Consider the following 25,874-nt stretch of genomic DNA (forward strand, 5'->3'; position numbering starts at 1 on the left):
TTATCAACTCTTAACTGCACCGCTTGTCATGCCAGCGATAAAGTATTTCTGGAAGCACAGGAATAAAATGATAAGTGGGAGACATGACATAGAAGAAGCAGCCATCATATCATTCCAGTGTACCTGGTTCTGTGTATTCAGGGACACGATTCCTACTGTAAGTGTTTTTAATGCATCTTTTGAGATCAAAACAGAAGAATACATATACTCGTTCCATCCATTGATCAATACGAAAATCGCAACTGCAGCGATTCCCGGAACTACCAGCGGAAGAATGATCTTCCAGAAAATCGTGAAGCTGTTTGCTCCATCCACTCGTGCTGCCTCATCAAGCTCCGTTGGAATTGTTTTGAAATAAGAAGTCATCATCCAGGTACTGAACGCAATATTTGTTGCAGCATAAACAATGATCAAACCAAACAAAGTATTGGTCATATGATATTTTGTTAACATAGAATAGAACGGAACTACCAGCATAACGCTTGGGAACATCTGAGTTACCAGAAGGAATCCAAGGAAAGATTTTTTTCCTTTGAAGTTAAATCTGGTTACACCGTAACCTGCAAGACAGGAAAATACAGTACAGATGATCATGGAACCAAGACAGGTAACAAGGCTGTTCATTGTCATTGACCCGAAATTGTAGATTCCGAAGAATTTTTTAAAGGAAGCCAGTGAAATCTCACTTGGAATCCAGATCGGTGTAGGAGAATATGTCTCCGCCTCTGTCTTAAATGCTGTAGAAACCATCCACAGAACCGGCACCAGAACGAACAGTGCCATAATTATCAGGAACACGTATCGTAATGTTCCATTTAAGATTTTTCTCTTTTCATTAGTCATCTTTCAACACCATCCTATAGAGCTTACTGATCAGGTAACAAATTACAAATACAATGATTCCCCAGGCTGCAGCTTTTCCAAATCGAAGATCGTTGAACGCTGTACCATAAATGTTCAAACTGATCAAATTGGTTGCTGTACCAGGTCCGCCACCGGTCATTGTGTAAACCAGTGTATACTGTTTGAACCACCATACACTATCCAAGATCAAGGTTGTTGTCATAACCGGTTTCAATCCTGGAACAGTTACATGCAGGAACTGCTGCCATTTGTTTGCGCCATCAATTTCAGCAGCCTCATATAAATCATGTGAAATACTCTGAAGTCCGGAAAGGATCATAGTCATTACAAGAGGATAACCTTTCCAGATGCAAACTGCTACTACAGCCGGGAATGCGAATTTCGCGGATCCAAGCCAGGATACGTTAGAAGAAATGATTCCCAAGCTTTTCAGGATACTATTCAGTACACCATACATTGGGTTCATTATCCAGGTAAACAGCAGAGCAATTACGGTTTCCGGGAAAAGCCATGGAAGCATGAAAATTACTCGAAAAATTGTTCTGCCATGAAATTTCTTATTTAATGTAGATGCCAGTAAAAATCCAATGACGAAGTGTCCGACAACTACAAGGATCATAAACCAGAAGGTTAAAAGTACGGAAGTATAGAATTCAGGCTTTGTAAAAGCTTCCAGATAATATTTAAATCCTACAAACTTCCATTTGTTTACAAGGTTCGTATTATAAAAACTTAAGTATGCCCCGTATAACATCGGATAAATAATCAGCAGCACCATCATGAGAAGGCCCGGCGCTATAAACTTGTAGCCTGTGCGCTGATATTTTTCGGTTCTTTTAAACGAGGTCTTCTTTTTGTTTGTCATCGACGCCATTTTATGCACCTCTCCTTAAAAAGTATTAAAAATTCAGTAAAATTGAGTATAGAAAAACTGAGGGGGGATATTTTCTCCCCTCAGCCCAAATTCAAGGTTCTATCTGACTGATCAGATAAGTCTTTTTAGTTGTAGTCCTCAAGCAGGTTATCAAGCTCGCTTGCAAATGTGTCAGCTGCTTCTTCGTTAGTAGCCTCACCACTGAATACAGATGAGTAAGCGTCACCAAGAAGGCTCTTCAGACCGCTGATGCCAGCAAATGTAGTAGGTGCGATACAACCATTCTCAATTGTCTGAAGGTATCCTTTGTAGTCATCGCCTGTGATGTATTCTGCTTTCTGAGCTTCTGTTGTAGCCGGGATCTTTCCACTGGACTGCCAGAACATCAGGTCAGAATCATTATTTGTGAAGAATTTCAGGAAATCAACTGCTGCTGTTTTCTGCTCGTCAGAAGCGGAACTGCAAAGTGCATATCCTTCAGCATTTAACATTGTTCCAGCTGCATCTCCAGGAATCGGGAAGGAACCGATTTTTCCTTTCAGTTCTTCGTTGTTTGCATAAGCAACACCAATTGCGTTACTTCCTGTAAGCATCATGCTTGTGTATCCCATTGCGAAGTAGTTAGCTGCTGTAGCATAGTCAACTTCTGTGATACCTGTAGGAACAACACCGTACTCATTGTTCATATCTGTCCAGAATTTAAGCAGATCTGTGAAATTATCCCCAAGATCAGCAACCCATTCTCCATCATTGTCTGTTACAAGGTTGCATCCGTTGCTCCACAGATAAGACATGAAACGGCTCTGTCCTGAACTGTTGTTGGAACCAACCATTGAAAATCCCCACTGATCAACTTCACCATCACCGTCAGAATCTTCTGTAAGAGCTTTTGCACACTCTAAGAATTCATCCCATGTTTTCGGAACTTCAAGTCCTTTTTCCTCAAATCTGTCTGTACGATAAAGCATCGCCAGCGGCTGTACGTCGATGGGATAGAATGCCATTGTATCATCATATGTGCAGGCATCTACAACACCATTTGCAAATGCTCCAAGAGTTTCATCATCAAGATATCCCTTCAGGTCTTCCATAAGTCCCAAATCATATAATGTAGGCGCCTGGTCAGCACTTGTGAAGAACAGTGTTGGAAGATCATCTGGAGAAGTAGCCATAGCTGCCAGTTTAGTATAAATATCGTTTGAGCTGACTGCCTGGATCTCAATATTTACGTTTGGGTTCTCTTCCATGAATTTGTCAGCATACTGATATACGTACTGTCCGTGTGGGTCCTCACTAGCATATGCACACATAACTGTAAGGTTAACTTTATCACCATTTTCTTCCGCCATAACATTCATCGGGAAAGCAGACACTGCCATAAGGCCAGCCATAGCAAGTGCAATTTTTCTCTTTAACATATAAAAATCCTCCTTATTGTTTTTGCTTTTTGTACAAATTTTCGTGATTTTTTAGTTTTTTTCGAAACATTTTGCTGCAGCTAATCATGTTTCCTTGTGTCCGTCTTGTTTATGTTGATGATGCTATTATAGCAAGATTATCACCATTTTTCTCACCATTTTTCGAATAAAAATCATCATTTTTTGGATATGTATATCAATACTTCTTTTTTTCCCGAATATCCCATGTTAGCCGTGTTTTACCCGCGTCCTCTTTATATTGCTCAAACTGCTTTTTATACTGCAGTGGTGAAATTCCAAGACTCTCCCGGAACTGCCGCAAAAAAGTATTTACGCTGGCGTATCCCACCACTTCTGACAATTCTGTAATGCTGATATCATTCTTCTCCAGAACCCTTACTGCATTACTTACTCTCACAGAGTGGATATAGCTGTTGATGTTTTTTTCAAAAGTCTTACGAAAATTCTTACTGATGGTATTTGGCTGGAGATAAAAAATACGGCTTAATTCTTCAAGACTGAGATTTTCCGCATAATGAAAATCAATATAATTCTTAATATCACTCATGGTTTTGTACATACCGCTGATATCCTGTTTTTCTAACTGAAGCAGTCGGTTCAGGATTATGGTCATCTCCAGAAGAAGAGCGTAGACCATATCTCCTTTTCCCTGTCCGTTGTCCTTTGTTTCCTCTCGCAGTTGCCAGATAATAGAAACCATACGGTTAAAGGTCACATCATCAATTCCCCGAAGCTTGTTTGCTTCCTCCGGGCTGTGGGTCCGATATACATTCATATAACTGTTTATAACCGGCAGACTCTGGAGAAATGCCGGAAGAACTGTAAGTCCGTAGCGGATGCACGGCACCTGGGTAAACCTTCTGCTGTGAGGATCAGTTCCGCCTATGATCAGAACTCCGTTTTTCTCAATATGATACTGCTGATCACGGATCTTGTATTCGCCGCCTCCTTGTTCGATAAACAGAAGCTCACAGGAATTATGCACGTGATTAATGGGATTTCCCTTGTAATCTCCACTATAGCTCACATAAATATTCCGATTGTTTAATGCTATAGAATGGTCTTTTTCATTATAACAGTTCAAAAACTCGTTTAAATTTTCCAATTTTCCTCACCCCTCTCTTTTCTCGAAAACATTTCTCTGGTATGCATTCTTTCCATTGCCTGCTGCCTACGTTTCCTGTACTGCAGAGGCGACACATCCATTTTTTCCTTAAACTGGCGTAAAAATGTATTTACATTTTCGTATCCCACCATTTCTGCCAGTTCTGTAATACTTATATCTGACTTATCCAGAATGCGCACTGCGTTGGTAATCCTCACGGAATTAATATAACGGTTTATATTTTTCCCCCATATCTGACGGAAATTCTTGCTGATGGTGCCTGGCTGCAGATAAAAGATCTTGCTGAGATTGCTCAGACTTAAGTCCTCCTGGTAATGCGTGTCAATGTAATGTTTCAGCTCATTCATGGCCTTGTAAGTTCCGCTACTTTCCTGGCTTTTCATCTGCAGCTGCCGTTTTAAAAGAATGGTCAGTTCCATCACCAAGGCGCAGACCATATCACTGCCTTCTTCACCAGATTCCCACTCATCCCGCAGTTCCCAGAGGATTTTTATCATTCTCTGAAAAACGGAAGGTTCTAAATTCACAAGCTTAGCTGCATTTTCCGGAATCTGGGTTTGGTAAACATTCATATAGCCGCTCACTATGGGCAGACTCTGGAGAAATGATGGCATTAAAGTCAACCCGTAGCGAATATATGGCAGTTTTGTAAACGTAAACTTATGCCGGTCAGTGGCACCTATGATTAAAACTGTATTTTTTTCCACATGATATACAGTATCGTTAACCTGATACTCCGCTTCCCCTTCTTCTACAAAAAGAATTTCGCAGGAATTATGAACCTGATTCAAAGTTTCCGGTTCATAATCTCCACTGTAACTGATACATACATCTTCTTTATCGAAAGCTGCTCTTAATTCATCAGCAATGTAATTATTTAAGTAAAAATCAGGAGCTTTCATAAATTCCTCCCTTTCTGACTCATATAAACTTTCTATTCATGAGCTTCACAGCAATGTATTCCTCGAATCATTACCTGCAGACAACATACATAAAATCGTTTTCTGTAATTTAGACCTACGAAAAAAAGAGCCGACAGATACAGCCAGCCCTTTTATCACAAGCATTAACAGCCTTTTATTATGTATGTACCGGGCAAGCAGCAGGCTCTAACGCTTCATTTCAAAATCCTGCCCTATATTGTGATGCATCTCGATTGTCTGCTGCATTTCCTGAGGGTCTGTCCATAACATATCCCCACTGACGGTATTTTTCATAGCACTGGCTGCATTTCCATATTCCAGCGCAGCCTGGCAGTTTCCATTCTCCTTTAATAATCCATACAGGAAACCGGAAATATAAGCGTCTCCGCTTCCGATTCTGTCTACAACCTCAATTTTCTCATAAGGCTTTTCTTCATAATAGCTGTCTGTTTTTTTCTCATAGATTACAGAACCAAAAGTATGAGACTTGGGACTGTGCACGATTCTCTGGGTTGCTGCAACTACAGCAATATCATATTCATTAGAAAAACTTTTCAGGATTTCTTTTATATCCCCTGTTTTTCCAAATGTGAGATTAGCTGTGGATTCTGAGCAGAAAAAGATATCTACAATGGGCAAAATCTTTGTAATGCAGTCTCTTGCCTCATCTCCAGTCCACAAATTCCCCCTGAAATTTACATCAAATGAGATCAATGCACCTTTTTCTTTGAATTTTTTCATCATTTCAATAGCATTTTCCCTTACCGGACCGCCAAGTCCCAAGGTGATTCCGCTGGTATGGAAGCATCTTGTATTTTCATACATTTCTTCTGGAAAATCTTCTAAAGATAATTTATTCACAGAAGAATACTTGCGGTCGTAAACCACCTGCGGTTTACGAGGATCTGCTCCATATTCATAATAGTAAATTCCCAGTCTGGAATCTGCACTGTCATCTCCAGCCAGGTAATCCGTGTCAACACCGTTTCTTCTGATCTCCCTTTTCGCATAATTTCCAATGGCGTGAGACGGAATCTTGGAAATAACACCTGTAGTAAGCCCCAGATTGGCTGCGCCAACAGCTACATTTAATTCTGCCCCACCCAGCTGTTTCTCAAACCTGGTACCCTGGGTTAAACGTTCGTTTCCTTCTGGTGATAAACGAAGGAGCACTTCGCCTAATGCCAGCATGTCAAATTTTTTTCCCATTTTATTATCCTCTTATATTCTTTACGATTTCTGCTGCTTCTCTGGTCAGCTTCTCAATTTCATCAAACCTGCCTTCTGTGATCAGTTTGCCTTTTACCATCCAGCTTCCTCCACAGGCAAAAATGCGGTCATATTCCAGATACTTTTTTACATTCTCTGGATTGATTCCGCCTGTTGGCATAAAACTTAAGGAAGTATACGGTGCTGCCATTGCCTTGATAAATGCCAGTCCGCCAGCCTGCTCCGCCGGGAAAAATTTGATTACGGAAAGTCCTCTGCGTACTGCCTGTGCAGCCTCAGATGGTGTAATGCAGCCTGGAAGCACCGGAATCTTTTTCTTAATACAGTAATCGACAATTTCCGGGTCAAAACCAGGGCTTACAATAAATTCAGCGCCAGCCTGAACAGCACGGTCTACCTGATCCACAGTGAGTACGGTTCCTGCACCAACCAGCATCTCTGGGTGTGCCTCTTTCATAAGACGGATAGCCTCTCCTGCTGCTGCAGTTCTGAAAGTTACCTCTGCGCAGGCAAGTCCGCCATTGCAAAGAGCATCTGCCAGCGACACTGCATCTTTCTCATTTTCAATTACTACAACCGGTACAATTCCCATTTTTTTAATTTTTTCCAATACTGTGTTCATACTTTCTCCTTTTTCACCACTTAATTTACTACGAAAATCTTGTCTAACAATAGACATGAGCGTTTTGCAAATATATTGAATTCATCATACCATTTTTTTGTTTTCAACAGATAAGCTCCATTTTTTAGCAGATATTTCTTTTTTATTATTAAATTCATCTGATGTGCTTATAATATATCTCACCATACTCTATTTGCAATATGTAATTACTACCAATTATTTCCTTCATTTTTAGGTTATTTTTCCATTTTGACAGTTCTTTTTTACAAGTTTCCTGTAACTATAGTCTTTTGCGTTACTGTTCACTGGTAACATTCCGCGAGGTGTTTTTTGTGAACAAAGTTCACAGAAAACCCGAGAGTTGCGGCGCGAAATCATGCAAAGCATGATTTCTGTGCATCGCGAAGCGTGTTACTGTAAACGGAGTGAACAGTAACTCTTTTGCTTTTGCCATAAATATTTCCTGTAAAATTTTTTGACATTCTATTTAAAGCATGATAATATAATTAGTATAAAAAAGGTGCTACTGATAGACGGTTAGTCCGATTTTATGTATACACAAAGTAGTCGCTCAGTTTCTCGGACCGGGGCGGCTATTTTTGTGGCTTATTAGTATCTTTGCCGAATGTGTATCCGGCACAAAAGCAAGTAATGCCAAAACTCATTACTGCAATAAAGTCCAAAATACTCATTGGCTTAGCCCTCCTTTCCGTTTGATTCCCTTCCGGGTTTCTATGTAATCAGAGGGTCACAGTCCCTCTGCCGAAGGACTAACCGCCTACCGTTATGGTAGCACCCAAATATAATTATATCAGTTGTATTCTTTTTTTACAATTAGTAATTGTCTCTAATTTCTGCTTATCTTAAAAGATAAATTTTCTATTCCCCCATCGTCAACATCGTATCAATACAAGCCTTCGCCTTCACTCTCACATTCTCATCCAGCTTGATCTCTTCTCCGCCCTGACCGCAGACGCAATTATAAACATCCATCAATGTAGTCAGTTTCATATTGTGGCATACGCAGTCCTTTGACAGCGGATAAAATTTCTTGTCCGGGCACTCGTACTGGAGATGCTGGACAATGCTGTTCTCCGTACCGATAATAAATTCTTTGGCATCGCTTTCTTTGGCATATTTCATAATTCCGGTAGTACTTCCAATATAATCAGCCATTGCAGAAACCTCTGGCAGACACTCTGGATGAACCAGTAACTTCGCTTCCGGATGAGCGGCTCTGGCTTTTTTCACATCTCTCACGGACATTCTAAGATGAGTAGGGCATCCACCATGAACAAACTTAAATGTCTTCTCTGGAACCTGCTTTTCCACCCATGCGCCAAGGTTGCAGTCCGGGATAAACAGGATCTTGTCATTGTCGATATTGTTCACAATCTTCAACGCAGAAGAAGAAGTTACGCACACATCACAGATTGTTTTCAGTTCGGAAGTGGTATTAATATAAGCCACAACTGTGTAGTCCGGATTGGACTCTTTCAGTGCGGAAAGCATCTCCACATCCAGCTGCTCTGCCATTGGACATCCTGCGCCGCTATTGGAAAGGTAAACCTTTTTCTCCGGAGAAAGAATTTTTACTGTTTCTGCCATAAATCTTACACCACACATCAGCACGTTCTTCTGCGGAGCCTTAGCCGCCTGCTGGCTCAGTCCATAAGAATCACCTGTGTAATCTGCTACCTCCAGAATCTCATGGCTCTGGTATGCATGCGCCAGAATACAGATATCTTTTTCCTTCTTTAAACGCAGAATTTCATCCTGCAGCTGTCTTGTTGTCATCATAATCGTTTTTCACTCCTGTGTTTTCATTTATTCCGGAACTTTAATTTTCCATGTATGCCCGAATGTGTTCTTAAATATCTTCTTACCCTCATTGGCTGCTAATAGCTCCACTCTTTTCGGACATTTTCTTAGGATTATATTACCCGCCCGCTTCACTGTCAACAAAAAAGTTTACAGTTATCTTGTCAATTGTAAAGTTTAGTGATATACTACAGGGCATGTCGTTCGGAAAATTTGAATCCGCACGCACCATTGCAATCATTCACAGAGAAATTTCATAAGCCTGCGCTTCAGATTACTTTTGCAAAATTTCTCTGTACACCAAATTTATCCACGAAAAAAGGACCATCAATTATGAAAACAGATATCCTCATCGCAGGAAGCGGCTGCTCCGGTCTTTACTGTGCCCTCCAGCTTCCCCGCGACAAAAAAATCACCGTCATCACCAAGTCCGACCTTACCAGTAACGATTCCTTTCTCGCCCAGGGCGGCATGTGCATGCTGAAAGAACAGTCCGACTATGACAGCTTTTTCGAAGACACCATGAAAGCCGGACACTACGAAAATGACAAAAAATCCGTAGAGATCATGATTAAAACCTCCCCGGAGGTTGTCAGGGATCTTGTCTCTTACGGTGCCCAGTTCGAGCGAAATGAAGACGGCAGTCTTGCCTACACCAAAGAAGGCGCCCATTCCACCAACCGTATTATTTTCCACGAGGATGTAACCGGAAAAGAGATCACCAGCACCCTGCTCCGCGAAGTCCAGAAGCTTTCCAATGTAGAACTTCTGGAATACACCACCCTGGTTGATATTCTGGAAAAAGACAACCACTGCTACGGCGCTGTGATCCGCCGTCCAGATGGTTCCCTTGACACCGTTACTGCAACCTATACCGTTCTGGCCAGCGGAGGGGTAGGTGGACTTTACAGACATTCCACCAACTTCCGCCACCTTACCGGCGACGCACTTGCTATTGCAGGTAAGCATAATATTGAACTGCAGAACCCGGATTACGTGCAGATCCACCCTACCACCTTCTACACCAAACATCCGGAAGACCGCAGCTTTCTGATTTCCGAATCTGTCCGTGGCGAAGGTGCCAGACTTTACGACAAAAACATGAACCGTTTCGTAAACGAGTTGCTGCCCCGTGATCTTCTTTCCCAGAAAATTCACGAACAGATGGCAAAAGACGACACCGACTTTGTCTGGGAAGACCTGCGCACCATCCCGGCAGAAACTCTTCGCCACCATTTTCCAAACATTGTTGAACACTGCAGGGAAATGGGCTATGATGTTTTCAAGGAATGTATCCCGGTTGTTCCGGCACAGCATTATTTCATGGGCGGCGTAAAAGTGGATTATCAGAGCCGTTCTTCCATGGAAAATCTCTATGTAGTAGGAGAAGCTGCCTGCAACGGTGTCCATGGCAAAAACCGCCTGGCAAGCAACTCCCTGCTGGAAAGCCTTGTTTTCGCAAGACGGGCAGCGCAGGATATGGCAGATCACGATCTTAAGAATGCTTCACCCCAGAATGCCATCGAAGTTGCTGATTACCTTGCTTCCCACGTAGACTTCACCCCATACCAGGACATCCAGACCCTGGCTGAAACTTATCACCATCTTGCCACACAGGCCATCACCCTTGGTCAAAATCCAGAAGGCAGAAAGGAATTTTTATATGTATGATCAGGTAACTCTCGGATTAAATGTTGATCCATTCATTTTAAGCGCATTAAAAGAAGATATCACAAGCGAAGACGTATCCACCAACAGCGTAATGCCAGATTCCACTCCAGGCGTTGTAGATCTTATCTGCAAAGAAGATGGAATCATCTGCGGACTCCAGGTTTTTGAGCGTGTTTTCACACTTCTGGATCCATCCACCAGAGCTGAATTCTATGTAAAAGACGGAGACCACGTAGAAAATAAACAGCTTGTGGGAAAAATTTACGGAGATATCCGTGTGCTCCTTTGCGGAGAAAGAACCGCCCTCAACTATCTCCAGAGAATGAGCGGAATCGCCACCTACACAAGCCAGGTTGCAGCTCTTCTTGAGGGAACCGGGATCAAGCTTCTTGACACCAGAAAAACCACCCCGAACAACCGTATTTTCGAGAAATATTCCGTTCGTGTAGGCGGCGGCAATAACCACCGCTATAATCTTTCCGACGGCGTTCTTCTCAAGGACAATCACATCGGTGCCGCAGGAGGCGTAAAACAGGCCATCTCCATGGCAAAAGCCTACGCTCCTTTTGTCCGCAAAATTGAAATAGAGGTAGAAAACCTGGATATGGTAAAAGAGGCAGTAGAAGCTGGTGCGGACATTATCATGCTGGATAATATGACCACTGAACAGCTGAAAGAATCCATCGACTACATTGCCGGACGTGCCGAAATTGAAGTTTCCGGAAATGTAACAAAAGAAAATATTGCCAGACTCACTGGTTTGGGTGTAAATTATGTATCAAGCGGAGCACTTACACATTCTGCTCCTATTATGGATTTATCTATGAAGAATCTTCATCCGGTGGAGTAAGCCCTATTCGGCTGAACTCCCCCACCGACAGTAATTATCAGAATGGAAGTCACCTGTTTCCCGCCATCAACACGTCCCAAAACATGTTTGACAAAGGCTCTACACGGTAACAGGTAACTTTCATCACAAACCAGCAGACAGGAGATAAAAAATGAAAGGTGAAGAAAGACGAAAACAACTTCTGAATATCCTATCTTCCAGCAATAATCCCGTTTCCGGCGGTACCTTATCTAAGGAATTAAATGTAAGCCGCCAGATTATTGTCCAGGATATTTCTCTCCTGCGTGCCAACGGAGCTACCATTTTTTCCACCAACAAAGGCTATCTGCTCCAGGAGGACAGGAAATATTCCAGAGTTTTTAAGGTTTATCACACAGATGATCAGGTTGAAGAAGAATTAAGCACCATCGTAGATGCCGGCGGCCAGATTCGCGACGTATTCGTCTACCACAAGGTCTACGGCGTGCTGAAAGCTGACATGGGAATCAAATCCCGCCGCGACATCCGCGCCTACATGGAGGAAATCAGCACCGGCAAATCCAGCCTTCTGAAAAATGTAACCTCCGGCTATCACTACCACACCATCGACGCCGAAAGCGAAGAAATCCTGGATGCCATTCAGGAAGAACTTCAGCAGAAGGGGTTTCTTGCGAAATTACAGGACTACGAGCCCGTGGATTTCTGGGGCGGTCAGGAATAAAAACGAAAAAAGTTCAAGAACCAGGCTGAGCACACGTCTCATCCTGGTTCTTGTTATTCCAAAAGAATTTCAATCAACTCTGTTATATTTAGAATATTTGAAAATATAAGGAAAAAGCAATCTGTTACCTTCGTCTGACTATTTTGCTTTCCTGGTAATAGCGTTCCTTGTTCTTATACATTCTTTCATCTGCTTCTTTGGCAATGTCATAGATGTTATCCCATTCTTTCTCAGAACTGAAAACATATCCCCATGAGATTGTCATAGAATCCACCAGTTTCCCATGCCATTGTGCAACACGCCGGTCAAAGCTTTCTATTATGCTTTGAAATTCCTTTGTATTTCCGGTGATGATCACAACAAACTCATCTCCTCCGATTCTGTAAACATTTCCATACTTTCCAAAACTTTCCCTCATACAATTGGCCGCTGCACATATAAGTTCATCGCCTGCAGCATGTCCAAGAGAATCATTTGTATGTTTCAAGTTATTAAGATCCATGGAAATATATATCCATTCCTCGCGGAGATCAAGGTTGTTTATCCTTTCTTCGTATGCATGTCGGTTAAAGCATCTTGTAAGTTCATCTGTGTTTGATATGTACAGCAGTTTTTCTTTTTCATATTTTTCTTTCATAACTCTTGAAAGCAGGTAGAACATACAGCAGGAAGCCAATACAAGATACACGCCAACTATGAGAACCGCAAAAATATTTCCTTGCCGATAAAAGGAACTGTCTATAGTTACAGCTACAATATAGTCATCATACTGACTGAGTAAACATTTGCAGCGTTTTCCACCTATCCTTATGAGTCGGACATCTGTCTCGCCGCTTTTTTTATCAGATGATACAACAAGCCCTTCCAGTTTCACGCCTATCTGTCTGGAATCCGTAGCACCTTTTACAATTTTGGTCTGGGAGTCTGCCACGAAAATTTCGATTCCCTTATAAACAGGCATATCACTTACTACAGCGGAGATTTCATTTTGCTTTAGTTCTTTAAGCAGACGCTTTGGTTCGATGCCGATCTGGATCATTCTGGTACCGGCTTCGTTCCATGTAATGGCATACATCAGATTCTTTCCTTCAGCGGTATTCGGAGTAACATCCTGACACATGGTAAGCTTTTTATCTGTAAGCATAGGCTTAAAATATTTCATCTGTTCTCCGGAGTCAAAACTGAAGCCATAGTATTTAGGCAAAGTACCACTGTAGATATATCCGTTTTTATCAAACAGATGAATTTCGTCTACTAATATCAAATCTGCTATTTTCTGCAATTCTTCTACATCATATTCCACCTGTGGTTTTGCATCTATAATATAGGATACAGCCTTTGCTCTTACTATATAATCGTCCTTTAGCGATTTGATGAGTTCATTTTCACTATCATCATTTTTATTGAGCACGGTGATAACACGATCCAGCAGTACTTTTGACATCCTGTATGTATTACTGTCATTGACATACTTTAAAATTCCGGCTTCAAGCAATAATGCAATCGCAATGGTTGCAAACGCTAAAAAAACAAGCTTTTTTTTCTTCATAAATATATTTTATCATAATTTCCATATGTAAACCATACATAATTTGCATGAATTTTCTCCGAAATTACCGTTCGGTTACTGTTCACTCCGTTCACAGTAACGCGCTTCGCGATGCACAGAAATCATGCATTCGCATGATTTCGCGCCGCAATTCTCGGGTTTTCTGTGAACTTTGTTCACAAAAAACGCCTCGCGGAATGCTACCAGTGAACAGTAACACCGTTCGTTACTGCTCACTCCATTCACAGTAATGCGCTTTGCGATGCATAAAAAGACGAACCTTCTTGTGACAAGCACAAGAAGTAGCGTTCACAACCTGGCCGGCAACTCATAAGTTTTTTGTTATGTAAACCAATCATACTCGCCTAATTGCCTTTCAAAAACTGTTGAATATGATACCTTCTTATTGTCACGAGCAAAAAAATTACCTCATCTCGTGCGCATAATTCCCCCATATTTTCACATACTATCCATACACTACAAAATATGGAAACCCACAAAACAAACAAGCTCTATAGTGTGTTTAAAAAAGTCAATTGTTTCCCACAATTGCATCATAAAGTACAGGAGGAACAGATAAATGAAAGCCACAGGAATCGTAAGAAGAATAGATGATCTGGGCCGGGTGGTCATCCCAAAAGAAATCCGTCGGACCCTGCGAATCAAAGAAGGTACCCCACTTGAAATTTTCACCGACCGTGAAGGTGAAATCATTCTGAAAAAATACTCCCCAATCGGAGAGCTTAGCCTTTTTGCAAAAGAATACGCCGAGTCCCTCTCCCATTCCACCGGCATGCTTTCCTGCATCACCGACCACGACCAGGTAGTAGCTGCTGCCGGTCCGGGAAGTAAGGAATTCATTGGAAAATTGATCAGCAGCCAGCTGGAAGCTGTTATCAATGACAGAGAAGCCAAATGTCTTAGTGCCAAAGACCGTGGCAAAGTCCCTGTGGTGGATGAACAGCCAGCTCCATCCACATCCCAGGTCATCCAGCCCATCATAGCCGCCGGAGATGCTATCGGCAGTGTCATCCTCATGGGAAAAACCGACAAAGACATTCCCGGCGCCAGCGAAAAGCTTCTGGCGCAGACTGCTGCCGGGTTTCTTGGACGGCAGATGGAACAATAATTTTGTTATCACTGCAGTCAACGTCTCGATAGAACCTGTTTGAAAAATTATTCCCGCAATCTGCCAGTGAACAGAAACTAAAAAACTGCTGTATCCATTTAACCCCTCTTCAAAGTCCATTAAATGGTACAGCAGTTTTCGAATTTATATACCTCAACAATCCTGTTCTGTTTTCTCTTCAGATACAGTGCTACCCTGCTTGCCCTGATCCCGCATCTTCTGCCTCTGCCTGGTAATATCAAAATACTCCGGCGAAATAATCCCACGGGCAACCAGTGCATCAAAAACCTCCTTCTGCGACCGCGTCATCACCATACCCACAGTTGAATTATAATCTGTAAGCACACATCCTGTCTTCTCGATCATCCAGAACAGTGCCGAATCATTCTCCGGGATCATCTTCCAAATCTCCTTCTCCGGATATGGCAAAAGCGCCATCATGGTCTGAAGATGGCCCTTCTCCTCAATCAATCTGTAATCCCCATCCGGCATAATAACTCCATCTGAGAAATTCGGAATCTGATCAGCTTTCTGCAAAAGCTCCTCTGTAATCTTCACCACAAGTTACCCCCTGTAAATTATTTTTTAACGGACATGTCGCCTGTCGGCAACATCACCATATATGAAAGTCAGCTGTTCCGCGCCTATGGCGCTCCCACAGCTGCCGACATCATTTATTTTTCACAGCACCGCACATGTTTTCCCCTATTATACCATGCCGCTTATATAAGTGCCACCAATTTAAATTTTCTCATTTTCATGAATTAATGAATAACCTCCAATTTTCTGGACACCCTATAAATACAGACAGGTACAACAGCTGTGAACAGAATGTATGTAGAGGTGAAAAGAATATGAGGAAAAACAGAACAGCAAAATTTATTTTCAACGGCGCTCTCCTTGCAGTTATGGCAGTTCTCGGAGTGACCGCTTACCAGGTTGCAAACAAACCAGAACATATTCAGGAAGTGCTTCCATTGGAAAGCACCAAGGAAAATGACACTGCCAAAGCAGATGGAGCCAACTCAACTGATGATTCGTCCCTTGCAGAAGCAGGTACTAACATGGTAGAAGCAGATCTGGACGGAATTTCCGATACCGGAATCCTAGACAGTGAGTCTTTGATAAACGAATCAGATAATTCATCCGCAACAGACATGGCAAGCCTTGACAATACCGTGGACTTAACCAATTCTGCTGACATTAACGATACCGCTGATATTTCCAGCTCCTCTGACATTGGAGAAAGTACCAGCGTAAACGCCCAGATCTCCCTGCACAAAGGACCGGAAATCAACTTCTCGGAAGATACATTAATGGAGTGGCCGGTAAACGGACATGTTCTCATTGATTACAGCATGGATCAGAGTGTTTACTTCCCAACTCTGGATCAGTATAAACTGAGCCCTGCGATTTCCGTACAAGCAGTGGAAGGTGCCCCTGTAGTTTCCGCAGTAAACGGAACCGTATATTCGATTGAAAATAATGCCCAAACTGGCACTACCGTCACCATGGAGCTTGGAAACGGCTACCAGGCAATCTATGGTCAGCTTACTGATCTGGACGTTGCTGAAGGCGATACCGTCACCAAAGGTTCCATCATAGGCTATGTCGCAGCTCCTACCATTTATTACAGCGAAGAAGGCAGTAACCTGTACTTCGCCATGAAAAAAGACGGAGAACCAATCGACCCGATCACGTATCTGCCGTAAAAAAAATTCAGTCCATGAAATATCAACATTCACAAAAGTAAAAAAACAACGTATAATAAAGCAGGTGGGAAAATCCGCAGTCGGTACCTAAATCCTACCTGCTTTTTCCAGTCCTTCCAGGCAGCTAAGAGCCCGGAACCCGCCATGGTAGCCATTCTGACACGCTATAGTATTCTTTTGGACTGCAAATAATATACCAGCTTACCGATTGCTTTTTATAAAAATAAGGAGCATTGTCAGCCAGTTAACAGCATGACGATACTCCTTTACATAAATATTTATTTAATTCCTAAACGGACATGTCGCCTGTTGGCGACATCACCATATATGAAAGTCAGCTGTTCCGCGCCTATAGCGCTCCCACAGCTGCCGACCGCATTCGTAATCCGGGCTATCACCCTACTTACTCATACGCTCTAGCCCGTCCGATATCCAAGAATTTGCTCATGCAAGCATGGCTCATTCTTGGCTGCCGTCCGGGACTTTCATAGTAAAACATTAAGAACTTTCACCTTACAACCCAAAAAGGAGCCCCATGAATTACACCTACATCGTCCAGTGTGCCGACGGTACTCTTTACACCGGATGGACAAACTGTCTGGAAAAGCGCCTGAAAGCCCACAACAGCGGCAAAAACGGAGCCAAATACACCAAAACCAAACGTCCGGTAACTCTTGTCTACTACGAAGGCTACGCCACCAAAGAAGAAGCCATGAGCCGGGAATATGCAATCAAACAATTAACCCGGGCGAAAAAATTAGCCCTGATGGAATTTTAAAGGAGGTCACAGTTCCCTCTAAATATTAAAAGTTATTAAAAAACTTGTCTAAAATATTTTACCTTACCATATCATCAAATCGGCATATTCGCCACAAAACAATACATCACAATAAAATGACACGCGCTTCCCAGCATAATAAATACGTGGAAAATCTCATGTGACCCAAAATTCTTATGTTTCGCATTAAAGATGGGAAGCTTCAGTGCATAGATCACACCGCCAATCGTATAAATAATTCCCCCCGCCAGCAGCCAGCCAAATCCAGCCTTAGGCAATGCATGAATAATTGGCATGAACGCAAGCACACACAACCAGCCCATTCCAATATACAGCACAGAAGAAATCCATTTCGGACAAGTCACCCAGAATGCCTTAAATACAATTCCCAGAATTGCTGTCGCCCACACAAGTGCGCAAAGTATATATCCAATCTTGTTATGAAGAACAATCAGGCACACCGGCGTATAGCTTCCAGCGATCATTACAAAGATCATCATATGATCCAGCTTCTTCAGTCTGCGGTTCACCTTCGCCGTAGAATCAACGGAATGATAAAGAGTACTTGCCGCATAAAGCAGCATCATCGTAAGAATAAACACTCCCAGTGCCACGATATGAATATGATCGCTCCACTCTGACGAGCGAATCAATAAAGGCGCTGCTCCCACTGCTGCCAGAAGAAAAGCAATCCCATGTGTAATCGCACTTCCCGGATCTTTTAATTTATATTTCATGATAGCACCTCCTAGAACTTTTCCAAAGCAACTTTGCAAGCAATCAGTTTGATCCCTGAGCCGCAATGTTTTTGCAAACTTTATCATGTAGTTTTAATTACTATGTCATCAAGTATGTGTTATACTATAACACTTTTTTTGAAAAATTCAAGGGGTTTTATAAAACTTTTATAATAAAAGTAATTTTTCGATTTTCAGCAACATTTTTCACCTCTCCATCTCCAGCACTGCCTCAACCTCCATCTCCGGAAAATATGTCTCCAATATCTCCTCCCAGCTACTCCCTTTCTTCGCCATCTCATTCCCCCCATACTGGGAAAATCCAATTCCATGTCCTTTTCCTTTGCATAAAAAGCGCACCATTTTTCCTACTTTCTGCACTGAAAAATCTGCGGAAGCCAGATGCATGCCCTGGCGAAAAGTCTCACCCTCAAGCCAGTTTCCATCAGCTGTCAGCGCAGTCACATAACCGGCACTATCTCGCTTTTTGACCACCAGCTTCGCAGGAAGCTGACTGGCAGGCACATATGTACTGTTTACATAATCTGGTGCCTCCCTGTCCTGACTACTTTCCACTGATTTCAGATAGCCATAATCTGCACTGTGAAAAACCTCTTTCCCATCCCTGGTTTTACCGCTGCTGATCTCATGATAGGGAACTAATTTCAGCTTTCCATTATATGTAAGAACCTGCCCGACTGTTGCCTCTGCCGCTGCTCCATACTGCTGCAGCTTATCCACCGCACTCAGTAATTTCCAGACACCTCCATACCCAACAACAAAACTCCTGCCACTATTTAATTCTGCTATTCGGAAAGATAACACCTCTTCATCTTCTGTCGCAGCTGTCATTTGCTCAACTCTTCTTTCCCTGTTTTTCCCTGCGATACTTTCACTTACTTCATCCAGAATTTCTCCTTCACTTTCCCCCTCCTCCAGCCGCCTGTACACCTCCGACCTTGCAATCACCGCCTGAGCTTTCACCGCTTCCTCCGCATAATCCCCTTTCATCTGTACCATCAACATCAGCGGAACCATATCCTCCACCCCCGGAGAATGCAGTAAAAGTGCTTTATCAGCCCCATTCAAGGCAATTGTACACATATACGGTAGTAATAAAATGAATGGAATAAACAGCCCTGAAGAATAAAAGCTCCGAAACCATTTTCTCATATATTTCCTGCCCTTTGCCATTGCTTAAAAATAATTGGCATACCTAATGTTCTAGGTTTCAGGAATCTTTCTCGCTTTGCCCGCATAAGCAACAGCTCTCCTGTCTATCTCATTTCTCCTTATTATATGCACAATTGCAAAAACTTATTAACCGTAGTATACTGTACCCATTGTTGCGCAGACACGGTAACAAAGCGTGTAACTGCTAATTTTCAAAGTAAATATAACGGAGGTTTTTCATGGCCGCACTCTTTCTCGCACCCCTATACATCCTGATCAATGCATACGTTGTCCGTTGGATGATACGATGGATGGGCGCCTGTCACAGACTTTTTCAGACAATGGCATTTCGCGCTTCCTTTATAGGAGTTTACATAATATTAGCAACAGCCCTGCTCACCGGCTTTCTCATCAAAAAGCCGGCCAACCTGCACCGTATTCTCAAGCATACAGGTAACTATTTTCTCGGAACTTTCATCTATATTCTGCTGGTAATCGCTGTCGTTGATTTTGGCCGTCTGATACTGAAATACATATTCCATGCCCCGTTTATCGGGCACCGCAGCACTTTCGTCATCACAGGCCTGATCTGCACCATACTGATCATCAGCCTCAGTGTTTACGGAATCCTTCATGTAACCCATGTGAAAACTACACCTTATGAGATAAACGTTGAAAAAACAGTTGACGGCATGGATTCCCTGAAAATAGTCCTTCTCGCTGATACCCATTTCGGCTACAGCATGGGAACCGCCCAGGCAAAACGAATTGTGAAAAAGATCAATACTGAAAATCCAGATGTAGTCTGTATCGCAGGTGATATTTTCGATAATGAATATGACGCCATTTCCAAACCAGATAAATTAAAAGAAATTTTAAAAGGAATTAAGTCCAAATATGGAGTTTACGCCTGCTGGGGCAATCACGACCTGAACGAACCAATCCTGGCAGGTTTCACCTTCAACGGAACAGAAGATAACTACAACGATCCCAGAATGGAAGAATTTCTTACAGACGCAGGAATTCACCTGCTAGACGATGAATCTGTTCTGATCGACAACAAATTTTATATTGTCGGCCGCCGGGATGCCTCCCGCTGTGAAAAAGTAGAAGGCTCCAGAGCCACTCCGGCCCAGCTTACCGAATCGCTGGACCAGGGAAAACCAATTATTTTCATTGACCATCAGCCAAAAGAATTAGACGAGACAGCTGCTGCCGGTGTTGACCTTGACCTTTGTGGTCACACCCATGACGGCCAGATTTTCCCCGGAAACCTGATTATCCATCTATTCTGGGAAAATTCCTGTGGCTACCTTCGAAAAGGAACTATGCACAACATTGTCACTTCCGGGGCCGGGATCTGGGGTCCGAACATGAGAGTCGGCACCAACAGCGAAATCTGTCCGATTACAGTTCATTTTAACAATTAATGTAACTATACCACAGATACTATACCGCGAGATGTTTTCGTGAACATAGTTCACAGTTACCAATTAATTTTTCAAATATTGCCGGTTCAGATTTTAAGCCATTCCAACCATGCTTCACTGTATTTATATACAGAGCCAACCATCACATATCCACCTGACAATATAGGTTTTATAGTTACATTAAATCAACCGATTATGCCCCTACGGACTGCCTCTGCACCCCCATCGTTCCATGCAAGGCAGTCCTTTCTCATGTGAAACATCCCGTATCCGATTTCCCCTTCTTCCTCGCAGCCCAGCCCTTTCCACTAAAGCCTGTCCACGCTTCACCACATCTATTCCTTCCAGCATCTTTCCCTGGAAAAATCTTCCCACTATACCTTTTTCATATATCTCATAAGCTTCATGCGCGCCCAGCTCCCAGCCAGTCACCACACTCAGCCATCCTTTCATCCTTACAGCCAGTCCGCCGATTCCATCAATCAGTCCCTTTATTCCCTGCATACCCCGTCCATTTTCACTCATCACTCCCATGAAAAAACAAGTCACCACGGTCATCACCATATTGAAACGTTCTTTCAAACTGAATTTATTTTCCCGATTGAAATATTTTTTCAATAATCTCATAAAGGCCCTCCTTCTTGTCATGCCTGTCCAAAATCCAAAAGCTTATCACCGCTGCTGTCTCCTAATGCAATTAACTTTGTACCATTTCGGGCACTTTTTCTGCCTCCGGCAGACTGCACGGACAGCTCACAGCAAACAGCCGCCAGAATATGTTTGAAAAAACTCCTCTGCGAACTGCGCACTTTTCATGATTGTGCAGGTTCTAGAGCGTGTTTGAAAAAGGCTTTCTGCAAGATGTGCGTCACAATTTGTGGGAGATTTTGTCCGGATGAAGGCGCCGTAGCGGGCTACGGCAACTGAATTCGGGCAAAATATACCACAAAGTGGGGCGTGCAGATTGCGGGAATGATTTTTCAAACAGGCTCTAGTAATATTTATGTCTGCCAATACAACCCATAGAACCATTTTTTATAAATTTTCCCCATTTCACCCCTTATTGACACACTTGTCCCCCACTGCTACAATAACCCTAACAACAACTTTTACCGCTTTCCCAAAGAAAGGAGCACCTTATGGCAAAAGAACAGATTGCAGTTGCAGAACTGATTACAAACATTATTCTGGGAAAAACGGACGGAGCCAGCCGGGTAGATTTCTTCCCGCAAAAGCCTAAATTTCCATTTGACAAACCATACGAGCAGCCATTTCCCCGCGCCACGCCGGAGAGCCAGGGTATTTCCTCTGACATGCTGGCCGACCTGCTGCGGGATCTGGACACTTCACACTATACAGACATGCACCATTTCATGGTTCTCCGAAATGGAAAGGTCATCTGCGAGGCCAATTTTGCCCCCTACCGCAGCCGGATCTGGCACGTGACCCATTCCATGTGCAAAAGCATCACCGGCATGGCAATTGGTCTTCTGGTTGAGGAAGGCAAGCTTTCTCTGGACGAGAACATTTACGACATTTTCCAGAAAAAGCTGAACACCTTTAACAAGATTTTCCGCCCTAAAGTCACTGTAGAAAATCTTCTCACAATGACCAGCGGCGTCACTTTCAACGAATCCGGGATCGTCTCTGGAAACGACTGGCTCACCAGCTACCTGAATTCTTCCATCAGCGGCACCCCCGGGGAAAATTTCCAGTACAACAGCCTGAATACCTACGTTCTGTCCGCCATCGTCACGGAACGCACCGGCCAGTCACTTACCGAATACCTGGAACCACGGCTTTTCGCTCCCCTTGGAATCACCCGATATTTCTGGGAAACCTGCCCTAAGGGCATTACCAAAGGCGGCTGGGGACTTTTCCTCTGCACCGAAGACATGGCAAAATTAGGTCAGCTTTATCTACAAAAAGGTAAATGGAACGGTCAACAGATTATCCCGGAATTCTGGGTTGAAGTCTCCACCGCCAAGCATAAGGAAAGCATTGAAGGTACTTTCGGCTATGGCTACCAGCTGTGGATGGAAGCCCGCCCGGGCAGCTTTGAATTCAATGGAATGCTTGGTCAGAATGTAATCGTTTACCCTGACATGAACATGGTAGTCGTCACAAACGCCGGAAATAACGAACTTTTCCAGAACTGCGTCATGCTGAACATTATCCGCAAGCATTTTCCGCGCAACTTTCATCCTGCAGATATTCTGCCTGAAAACCCATGTGCCCAGACACTCCTGAACCGCCTGACTGCCGAGCTTGAAAACGGCACTCACGCGCCTCAGACACTTCCTGCCCTCCGAAAAGGCGGCTGGAAAAAAAATCCATCTGGGCTCCGCCACAGTACTAACGCCAGACCGAATACCTGGAATTACGTGAAAGGACTTCCTGAACCGAATCCTTACCAGTTCACCCAGCAGCTTAATGGCAAAATTTTAGAACTTTCTCCACAGAGCATTGGTCTTTTCCCGTTGTTTATCCAGATTTTCCACAATAATATGACGGAAGGTGTGCAAAAGATTTCATTCGCCTGTGAAAAAGGCAATTTCTCCGTAAACTTTCTGGAATCCGGCGAATGGCACAGCATCCCGACAGGACTTGGAAAATTCAAAGAATCCTGGCTTACCCTCCACGAGGAAAGCTATCTGATTGCAGCCTCCGGAGAATTCACTACAGATGAAAACGGAACCGCCGTCCTGAAGCTGGACTTCACCTTCCTTGAAGAATGTGTTCGAAGAAAAATCAACATTTTCTTCCTGCCCGAAGATGAAATTCTCATCCGCTGGTACGAAACACCAGGCAAAGGCATGATCATGGAAGGTCTGGAATCCATCACCGAAGAAATCTCCAACAACTTTCTCTATGGAGCCTTCAAGGGAACAGGCGGCCTGGAGCTCCTTCACAGGGTAATGGAACAGACTATTGAACCGGTTTCGCATGGGTATCTGGTGACACCTGCTGAAGTGGCTCCGGAACAGGGATCAGTTTCATCCTTAAATGAATCAGATTGCAGAGAACTTTCAGCAGAACCCAGTGAAATAACGACCACTTCCTATTCTACAGAAAGTTTGTAATGCACCATATATCGCACTTTAATAGCAATAAAATTTTTTTCGACCAAATATGCGGTCAATCAGGAGGTACCCCATGATTTCCCAGGAAAAACGCTTAATCATCACCTTTCGCTGCACCACCGACGCCATCGCCATGGAGAAATCCTGCAAAGCCACTGGTGCTCCAGGAAGACTGATTCCTGTTCCAAGAAGTATCTCTGCCAGCTGCGGACTTTCCTGGTGTGCGCCCCCCACAAGCCGCACTGCCCTTGAGAAACTACTTCAGGATCAGGACCTGGATCCTGAGGGCATATATGAGTGTATAATTTAATTATTAAACAGGCTTTCTGCAAGATGTGCATCACAATTTGTGGGAGATTTCGCTCGGATGAGGGCGCCGTAGCGGGCTACGGCAACCGAATTCGGGTGAAATCTCCCGCAAAGTGGGGCGTGCAGATTGCGGGAATGATTTTTCAAACAGGCTCTAATGCAGTACGAATTAGTTTTCAACATTACTCGCGCGACATATTAAAAATTTACTGTGTCAGAGTATCCATTACTTAATATTTGCTGTATTATAGAGTCTGTTGAAAAATGTCAATTCAAAAAATACAATATAGATAGTAGGAGGAATTACATGGAAACAAAAACATTTGACGCAAGAGGAATGGCCTGCCCACTCCCAGTTGTAAACGCAAAGAAAGAATCCGAAGAAATGACAAATGGCGGCACCCTTATCATTCTCGTTGACAATGAAATTGCCGTCCAGAACCTTACCAAATTTGGCAACAGCAAAGGCTTTACAGTCTCTTCTGAGAAAAAAACAAAGAAAGATTTCACCGTAACCTTCCAGATTCCGGAAAACAGCACAACCTCAACACCAGCAGCTGAATCTGCCGTTCCCGCCTGCACCCCGGATTCCAAGAAACATGGTCTTGTAGCCGTCCTTTCCGCCAATACCATGGGAAATGGTGAAGAACAGCTTGGAAAGATTCTTATGAAATCCTTCATTTTCGCTCTCACCAAACAGGATCAGCTCCCAGAGATCATTCTGTGCTACAACTCCGGAGCATCCCTTACCTGCGAAGACTCCGATTCCCTGGAAGATCTGAAATCTTTGGAAGCCGAGGGTGTAAAGATTCTCACCTGCGGTACCTGCCTTGATTTCTATGGTTTAAAAGAAAAACTGGCAGTTGGTGGCGTTACTAATATGTACGAAATTGTAGAAATTATGGAAAGCGCAGGAACTATCGTGCGCCCATAATAATTACTGTTTACTCCGTTCACAAAAATACCTTACAGAACATTACCAGTGAACAATAAACCAATAATTCTCTAAATAACTTCTAAATAATGAAAATCCACGCTTTAAAATCACTAATTTTCTCAGTAATCAAATTTTTGGCCTTAAGAAAATTTCAAAATTAAAGCGTGGATTTTTACTATTATATGAGACATATCTGAGACATCTTATTTTCAATGGGATACAAATGGGACATATGCTTGGGATTAATTAGAGCGTGTTTGAGAATTATAAGAAAATATAAAAAGACCGGAAACCCTCATAAACAAAGGATTTCCGGCATTTCTTGAAGTGAAGCATCGGGGATTCGAACCCCGGACAACTTGATTAAAAGTCAAGTGCTCTACCAACTGAGCTAATGCTCCATATTAAATTTGTCATATATTTCACATCTTAAACGCCAAGTTTTTTTCTAAACAACCTTCGGCATTTAAAATGCCCAGAGCCGGAATCGAACCAGCGACACGAGGATTTTCAGTCCTCTGCTCTACCAACTGAGCTATCTGGGCATAAGTAGCGGGAATAGGATTTGAACCTATGACCTTCGGGTTATGAGCCCGACGAGCTTCCAGACTGCTCCATCCCGCGATATATTCTTTTAAAACCAAAAGCCGATGATCGGACTCGAACCGATAACCTGCTGATTACAAATCAGCTGCTCTGCCAATTGAGCCACATCGGCACGTAACCACTGGCTACAACAGATGAATTATATTCATCAAATGGATGGAGAAGGATTCGAACCTTCGAAGGCATCGCCAGCAGATTTACAGTCTGTCCCCTTTGGCCACTCGGGAATCCATCCATATGGGACCTATAGGGCTCGAACCTATGACCCTCTGCTTGTAAGGCAGATGCTCTCCCAGCTGAGCTAAGATCCC

General features: G+C 43.1%; 24 protein-coding genes, 6 tRNA genes and 3 pseudogenes. 12 read left to right on the top strand and 21 right to left on the bottom strand.

The annotated features are described in order from the left end of the window. Positions 1–3: 3 nt before the first annotated feature. From I4V84_RS13970 to nadA, 8 genes are all read right to left on the bottom strand, one after another. Positions 4–843: a carbohydrate ABC transporter permease gene (locus tag I4V84_RS13970; RefSeq protein WP_173736465.1), complete on the bottom strand. Its 840-nt coding sequence runs from the start codon at positions 841–843 to the stop codon at positions 4–6. Next, complete coding sequence (locus tag I4V84_RS13975) at positions 836–1,738, bottom strand: sugar ABC transporter permease (protein ID WP_334286108.1); 903 nt, start codon at positions 1,736–1,738, stop codon at positions 836–838. The genes I4V84_RS13970 and I4V84_RS13975 overlap by 8 nt, the downstream gene beginning before the upstream one ends. A gap of 125 nt (positions 1,739–1,863) precedes the next feature. Continuing rightward, positions 1,864–3,156 (bottom strand): sugar ABC transporter substrate-binding protein, encoded by a 1,293-nt coding sequence (locus I4V84_RS13980; protein WP_195478365.1) that lies wholly within the window; start codon positions 3,154–3,156, stop codon positions 1,864–1,866. A gap of 196 nt (positions 3,157–3,352) precedes the next feature. Continuing rightward, the gene (locus tag I4V84_RS13985; protein WP_195992630.1) at positions 3,353–4,282 is read right to left on the bottom strand and encodes an AraC family transcriptional regulator; all 930 of its coding nucleotides are present in this window, start codon (positions 4,280–4,282) and stop codon (positions 3,353–3,355) included. Further along, positions 4,270–5,205, bottom strand: a complete 936-nt coding sequence (locus tag I4V84_RS13990; RefSeq protein ID WP_195992632.1) for an AraC family transcriptional regulator — start codon at positions 5,203–5,205, stop codon at positions 4,270–4,272. The genes I4V84_RS13985 and I4V84_RS13990 overlap by 13 nt, the downstream gene beginning before the upstream one ends. A gap of 207 nt (positions 5,206–5,412) precedes the next feature. Then, positions 5,413–6,435, bottom strand: coding sequence for a sugar kinase (locus I4V84_RS13995; protein ID WP_195992634.1), 1,023 nt, complete (start codon positions 6,433–6,435; stop codon positions 5,413–5,415). 4 nt (positions 6,436–6,439) lie between these two features. Next, positions 6,440–7,078, bottom strand: a complete 639-nt coding sequence (locus I4V84_RS14000; protein ID WP_195992635.1) for a bifunctional 4-hydroxy-2-oxoglutarate aldolase/2-dehydro-3-deoxy-phosphogluconate aldolase — start codon at positions 7,076–7,078, stop codon at positions 6,440–6,442. An 879-nt stretch (positions 7,079–7,957) separates the two neighbouring features. Beyond that, the gene (nadA, locus tag I4V84_RS14005; RefSeq protein ID WP_334286112.1) at positions 7,958–8,875 is read right to left on the bottom strand and encodes a quinolinate synthase NadA; all 918 of its coding nucleotides are present in this window, start codon (positions 8,873–8,875) and stop codon (positions 7,958–7,960) included. Positions 8,876–9,232: 357 nt separating this feature from the next. On the opposite strand from nadA, the gene I4V84_RS14010 reads away from it, so the two are divergent. The 3 genes from I4V84_RS14010 to I4V84_RS14020 all read left to right on the top strand — a co-directional run bounded on the left by I4V84_RS14010 (position 9,233) and on the right by I4V84_RS14020 (position 12,120). Further along, complete coding sequence (locus I4V84_RS14010) at positions 9,233–10,570, top strand: L-aspartate oxidase (protein ID WP_195992637.1); 1,338 nt, start codon at positions 9,233–9,235, stop codon at positions 10,568–10,570. Then, positions 10,563–11,420, top strand: coding sequence for a carboxylating nicotinate-nucleotide diphosphorylase (gene nadC, locus I4V84_RS14015; RefSeq protein WP_173736480.1), 858 nt, complete (start codon positions 10,563–10,565; stop codon positions 11,418–11,420). Before I4V84_RS14010 ends, nadC begins: the two co-directional genes overlap by 8 nt. A gap of 151 nt (positions 11,421–11,571) precedes the next feature. After that, the gene (locus I4V84_RS14020) at positions 11,572–12,120 is read left to right on the top strand and encodes a transcription repressor NadR (RefSeq protein ID WP_173719530.1); all 549 of its coding nucleotides are present in this window, start codon (positions 11,572–11,574) and stop codon (positions 12,118–12,120) included. 124 nt (positions 12,121–12,244) lie between these two features. Here the strand turns inward: I4V84_RS14020 and I4V84_RS14025 are convergent, their stop codons facing one another. Then, complete coding sequence (locus I4V84_RS14025; RefSeq protein ID WP_195992638.1) at positions 12,245–13,669, bottom strand: GGDEF domain-containing protein; 1,425 nt, start codon at positions 13,667–13,669, stop codon at positions 12,245–12,247. A gap of 580 nt (positions 13,670–14,249) precedes the next feature. On the opposite strand from I4V84_RS14025, the gene spoVT reads away from it, so the two are divergent. Further along, positions 14,250–14,798: a stage V sporulation protein T gene (gene spoVT / locus I4V84_RS14030; protein WP_173717488.1), complete on the top strand. Its 549-nt coding sequence runs from the start codon at positions 14,250–14,252 to the stop codon at positions 14,796–14,798. A gap of 153 nt (positions 14,799–14,951) precedes the next feature. On the opposite strand, the gene I4V84_RS14035 is transcribed toward spoVT, so the two are convergent. Beyond that, positions 14,952–15,359, bottom strand: coding sequence for a hypothetical protein (locus tag I4V84_RS14035; protein ID WP_226837975.1), 408 nt, complete (start codon positions 15,357–15,359; stop codon positions 14,952–14,954). Positions 15,360–15,652: 293 nt separating this feature from the next. On the opposite strand from I4V84_RS14035, the gene I4V84_RS14040 reads away from it, so the two are divergent. Beyond that, positions 15,653–16,510, top strand: a complete 858-nt coding sequence (locus I4V84_RS14040) for a M23 family metallopeptidase (protein ID WP_118583191.1) — start codon at positions 15,653–15,655, stop codon at positions 16,508–16,510. 535 nt (positions 16,511–17,045) lie between these two features. Continuing rightward, positions 17,046–17,288 carry a GIY-YIG nuclease family protein gene (locus I4V84_RS14045; protein ID WP_148463437.1) on the top strand — a complete coding sequence of 81 codons (243 nt, stop codon included), beginning with the start codon at positions 17,046–17,048 and terminating at the stop codon, positions 17,286–17,288. Between the two features lie 74 nt (positions 17,289–17,362). Here I4V84_RS14045 and I4V84_RS14050 read toward each other — a convergent pair whose 3' ends face one another. Further along, positions 17,363–18,025 carry a hemolysin III family protein gene (locus I4V84_RS14050; protein ID WP_187565851.1) on the bottom strand — a complete coding sequence of 221 codons (663 nt, stop codon included), beginning with the start codon at positions 18,023–18,025 and terminating at the stop codon, positions 17,363–17,365. A 207-nt stretch (positions 18,026–18,232) separates the two neighbouring features. Next, a complete protein-coding gene (locus I4V84_RS14055; RefSeq protein WP_195992639.1) occupies positions 18,233–19,198 on the bottom strand; it encodes a SpoIID/LytB domain-containing protein in 966 nt (321 codons plus the stop codon). 299 nt (positions 19,199–19,497) lie between these two features. On the opposite strand from I4V84_RS14055, the gene I4V84_RS14060 reads away from it, so the two are divergent. Continuing rightward, positions 19,498–20,628, top strand: a complete 1,131-nt coding sequence (locus I4V84_RS14060; RefSeq protein WP_319017314.1) for a metallophosphoesterase — start codon at positions 19,498–19,500, stop codon at positions 20,626–20,628. Positions 20,629–20,829: 201 nt separating this feature from the next. On the opposite strand, the gene I4V84_RS14065 is transcribed toward I4V84_RS14060, so the two are convergent. Continuing rightward, on the bottom strand, positions 20,830–21,255 hold the full coding sequence (locus I4V84_RS14065; RefSeq protein ID WP_195992640.1) for a hypothetical protein: 426 nt from the start codon (positions 21,253–21,255) through the stop codon (positions 20,830–20,832). Between the two features lie 126 nt (positions 21,256–21,381). Continuing rightward, a pseudogene (locus tag I4V84_RS20765) lies at positions 21,382–21,552 on the bottom strand (DUF6783 domain-containing protein); the annotation flags it as partial. Between I4V84_RS20765 and I4V84_RS20770 the strand changes: the two are divergent. The 3 genes and pseudogenes from I4V84_RS20770 to I4V84_RS14075 all read left to right on the top strand — a co-directional run bounded on the left by I4V84_RS20770 (position 21,490) and on the right by I4V84_RS14075 (position 24,021). Continuing rightward, positions 21,490–21,654: pseudogene (locus I4V84_RS20770) on the top strand (DUF6783 domain-containing protein). The pseudogenes I4V84_RS20765 and I4V84_RS20770 sit on opposite strands and share 63 nt — an antisense overlap. A gap of 113 nt (positions 21,655–21,767) precedes the next feature. Beyond that, positions 21,768–23,711 (top strand): serine hydrolase, encoded by a 1,944-nt coding sequence (locus tag I4V84_RS14070; protein WP_195992641.1) that lies wholly within the window; start codon positions 21,768–21,770, stop codon positions 23,709–23,711. A gap of 73 nt (positions 23,712–23,784) precedes the next feature. Next, positions 23,785–24,021 (top strand): DUF3343 domain-containing protein, encoded by a 237-nt coding sequence (locus I4V84_RS14075; RefSeq protein WP_187565855.1) that lies wholly within the window; start codon positions 23,785–23,787, stop codon positions 24,019–24,021. On the opposite strand, the gene I4V84_RS20775 is transcribed toward I4V84_RS14075, so the two are convergent. Then, entirely contained in the window at positions 24,018–24,146 is a 129-nt protein-coding gene (locus I4V84_RS20775; RefSeq protein ID WP_334286113.1) for a DUF6783 domain-containing protein, read from the bottom strand. The two genes, I4V84_RS14075 and I4V84_RS20775, sit on opposite strands and share 4 nt — an antisense overlap. Between I4V84_RS20775 and I4V84_RS20780 the strand changes: the two are divergent. Both I4V84_RS20780 and yedF read left to right on the top strand, forming a co-directional pair. Continuing rightward, positions 24,087–24,254 (top strand): annotated as a pseudogene (locus tag I4V84_RS20780) (DUF6783 domain-containing protein); the annotation flags it as partial. The gene I4V84_RS20775 and the pseudogene I4V84_RS20780 sit on opposite strands and share 60 nt — an antisense overlap. Positions 24,255–24,327: 73 nt before the next feature. Next, positions 24,328–24,954: a sulfurtransferase-like selenium metabolism protein YedF gene (yedF, locus tag I4V84_RS14080; protein ID WP_173717493.1), complete on the top strand. Its 627-nt coding sequence runs from the start codon at positions 24,328–24,330 to the stop codon at positions 24,952–24,954. Between the two features lie 331 nt (positions 24,955–25,285). Here the strand turns inward: yedF and I4V84_RS14085 are convergent. The 6 genes from I4V84_RS14085 to I4V84_RS14110 form a co-directional block, all read right to left on the bottom strand. Further along, positions 25,286–25,358 (bottom strand) — tRNA-Lys (locus tag I4V84_RS14085). Between the two features lie 71 nt (positions 25,359–25,429). Then, positions 25,430–25,502 (bottom strand) — tRNA-Phe (locus I4V84_RS14090). 5 nt (positions 25,503–25,507) lie between these two features. Beyond that, a tRNA-Met gene (locus I4V84_RS14095) sits at positions 25,508–25,581 on the bottom strand. A 21-nt stretch (positions 25,582–25,602) separates the two neighbouring features. Then, positions 25,603–25,675 (bottom strand) — tRNA-Thr (locus I4V84_RS14100). 41 nt (positions 25,676–25,716) lie between these two features. Beyond that, positions 25,717–25,798, bottom strand: a tRNA-Tyr gene (locus tag I4V84_RS14105). A gap of 3 nt (positions 25,799–25,801) precedes the next feature. Next, positions 25,802–25,874 (bottom strand) — tRNA-Val (locus I4V84_RS14110).

Origin of the sequence: Ruminococcus sp. 1001713B170207_170306_F1, assembly GCF_015668065.1 — a bacterium.
Taxonomy (GTDB): domain Bacteria; phylum Bacillota; class Clostridia; order Lachnospirales; family Lachnospiraceae; genus Blautia_A; species Blautia_A faecis.

Coding starts and splice junctions, on each gene's coding strand:
- I4V84_RS14075 (WP_187565855.1), top strand. CDS start 23,785: ATGATTTCCCAGGAAAAACGCTTAATCATCACCTTTCGCTGCACCACC.
- I4V84_RS13970 (WP_173736465.1), bottom strand. CDS start 843: ATGACTAATGAAAAGAGAAAAATCTTAAATGGAACATTACGATACGTG.
- spoVT (WP_173717488.1), top strand. CDS start 14,250: ATGAAAGCCACAGGAATCGTAAGAAGAATAGATGATCTGGGCCGGGTG.
- I4V84_RS14060 (WP_319017314.1), top strand. CDS start 19,498: ATGATACGATGGATGGGCGCCTGTCACAGACTTTTTCAGACAATGGCA.
- I4V84_RS14070 (WP_195992641.1), top strand. CDS start 21,768: ATGGCAAAAGAACAGATTGCAGTTGCAGAACTGATTACAAACATTATT.
- I4V84_RS13990 (WP_195992632.1), bottom strand. CDS start 5,205: ATGAAAGCTCCTGATTTTTACTTAAATAATTACATTGCTGATGAATTA.
- nadC (WP_173736480.1), top strand. CDS start 10,563: ATGTATGATCAGGTAACTCTCGGATTAAATGTTGATCCATTCATTTTA.
- I4V84_RS14020 (WP_173719530.1), top strand. CDS start 11,572: ATGAAAGGTGAAGAAAGACGAAAACAACTTCTGAATATCCTATCTTCC.
- I4V84_RS14050 (WP_187565851.1), bottom strand. CDS start 18,025: ATGAAATATAAATTAAAAGATCCGGGAAGTGCGATTACACATGGGATT.
- I4V84_RS14045 (WP_148463437.1), top strand. CDS start 17,046: ATGAATTACACCTACATCGTCCAGTGTGCCGACGGTACTCTTTACACC.
- I4V84_RS14025 (WP_195992638.1), bottom strand. CDS start 13,669: ATGAAGAAAAAAAAGCTTGTTTTTTTAGCGTTTGCAACCATTGCGATT.
- I4V84_RS14010 (WP_195992637.1), top strand. CDS start 9,233: ATGAAAACAGATATCCTCATCGCAGGAAGCGGCTGCTCCGGTCTTTAC.
- I4V84_RS14055 (WP_195992639.1), bottom strand. CDS start 19,198: ATGAGAAAATGGTTTCGGAGCTTTTATTCTTCAGGGCTGTTTATTCCA.
- yedF (WP_173717493.1), top strand. CDS start 24,328: ATGGAAACAAAAACATTTGACGCAAGAGGAATGGCCTGCCCACTCCCA.
- I4V84_RS14000 (WP_195992635.1), bottom strand. CDS start 7,078: ATGAACACAGTATTGGAAAAAATTAAAAAAATGGGAATTGTACCGGTT.
- I4V84_RS14040 (WP_118583191.1), top strand. CDS start 15,653: ATGAGGAAAAACAGAACAGCAAAATTTATTTTCAACGGCGCTCTCCTT.
- I4V84_RS14065 (WP_195992640.1), bottom strand. CDS start 21,255: ATGAGATTATTGAAAAAATATTTCAATCGGGAAAATAAATTCAGTTTG.
- I4V84_RS13980 (WP_195478365.1), bottom strand. CDS start 3,156: ATGTTAAAGAGAAAAATTGCACTTGCTATGGCTGGCCTTATGGCAGTG.
- I4V84_RS13995 (WP_195992634.1), bottom strand. CDS start 6,435: ATGGGAAAAAAATTTGACATGCTGGCATTAGGCGAAGTGCTCCTTCGT.
- I4V84_RS13975 (WP_334286108.1), bottom strand. CDS start 1,738: ATGGCGTCGATGACAAACAAAAAGAAGACCTCGTTTAAAAGAACCGAA.
- nadA (WP_334286112.1), bottom strand. CDS start 8,875: ATGACAACAAGACAGCTGCAGGATGAAATTCTGCGTTTAAAGAAGGAA.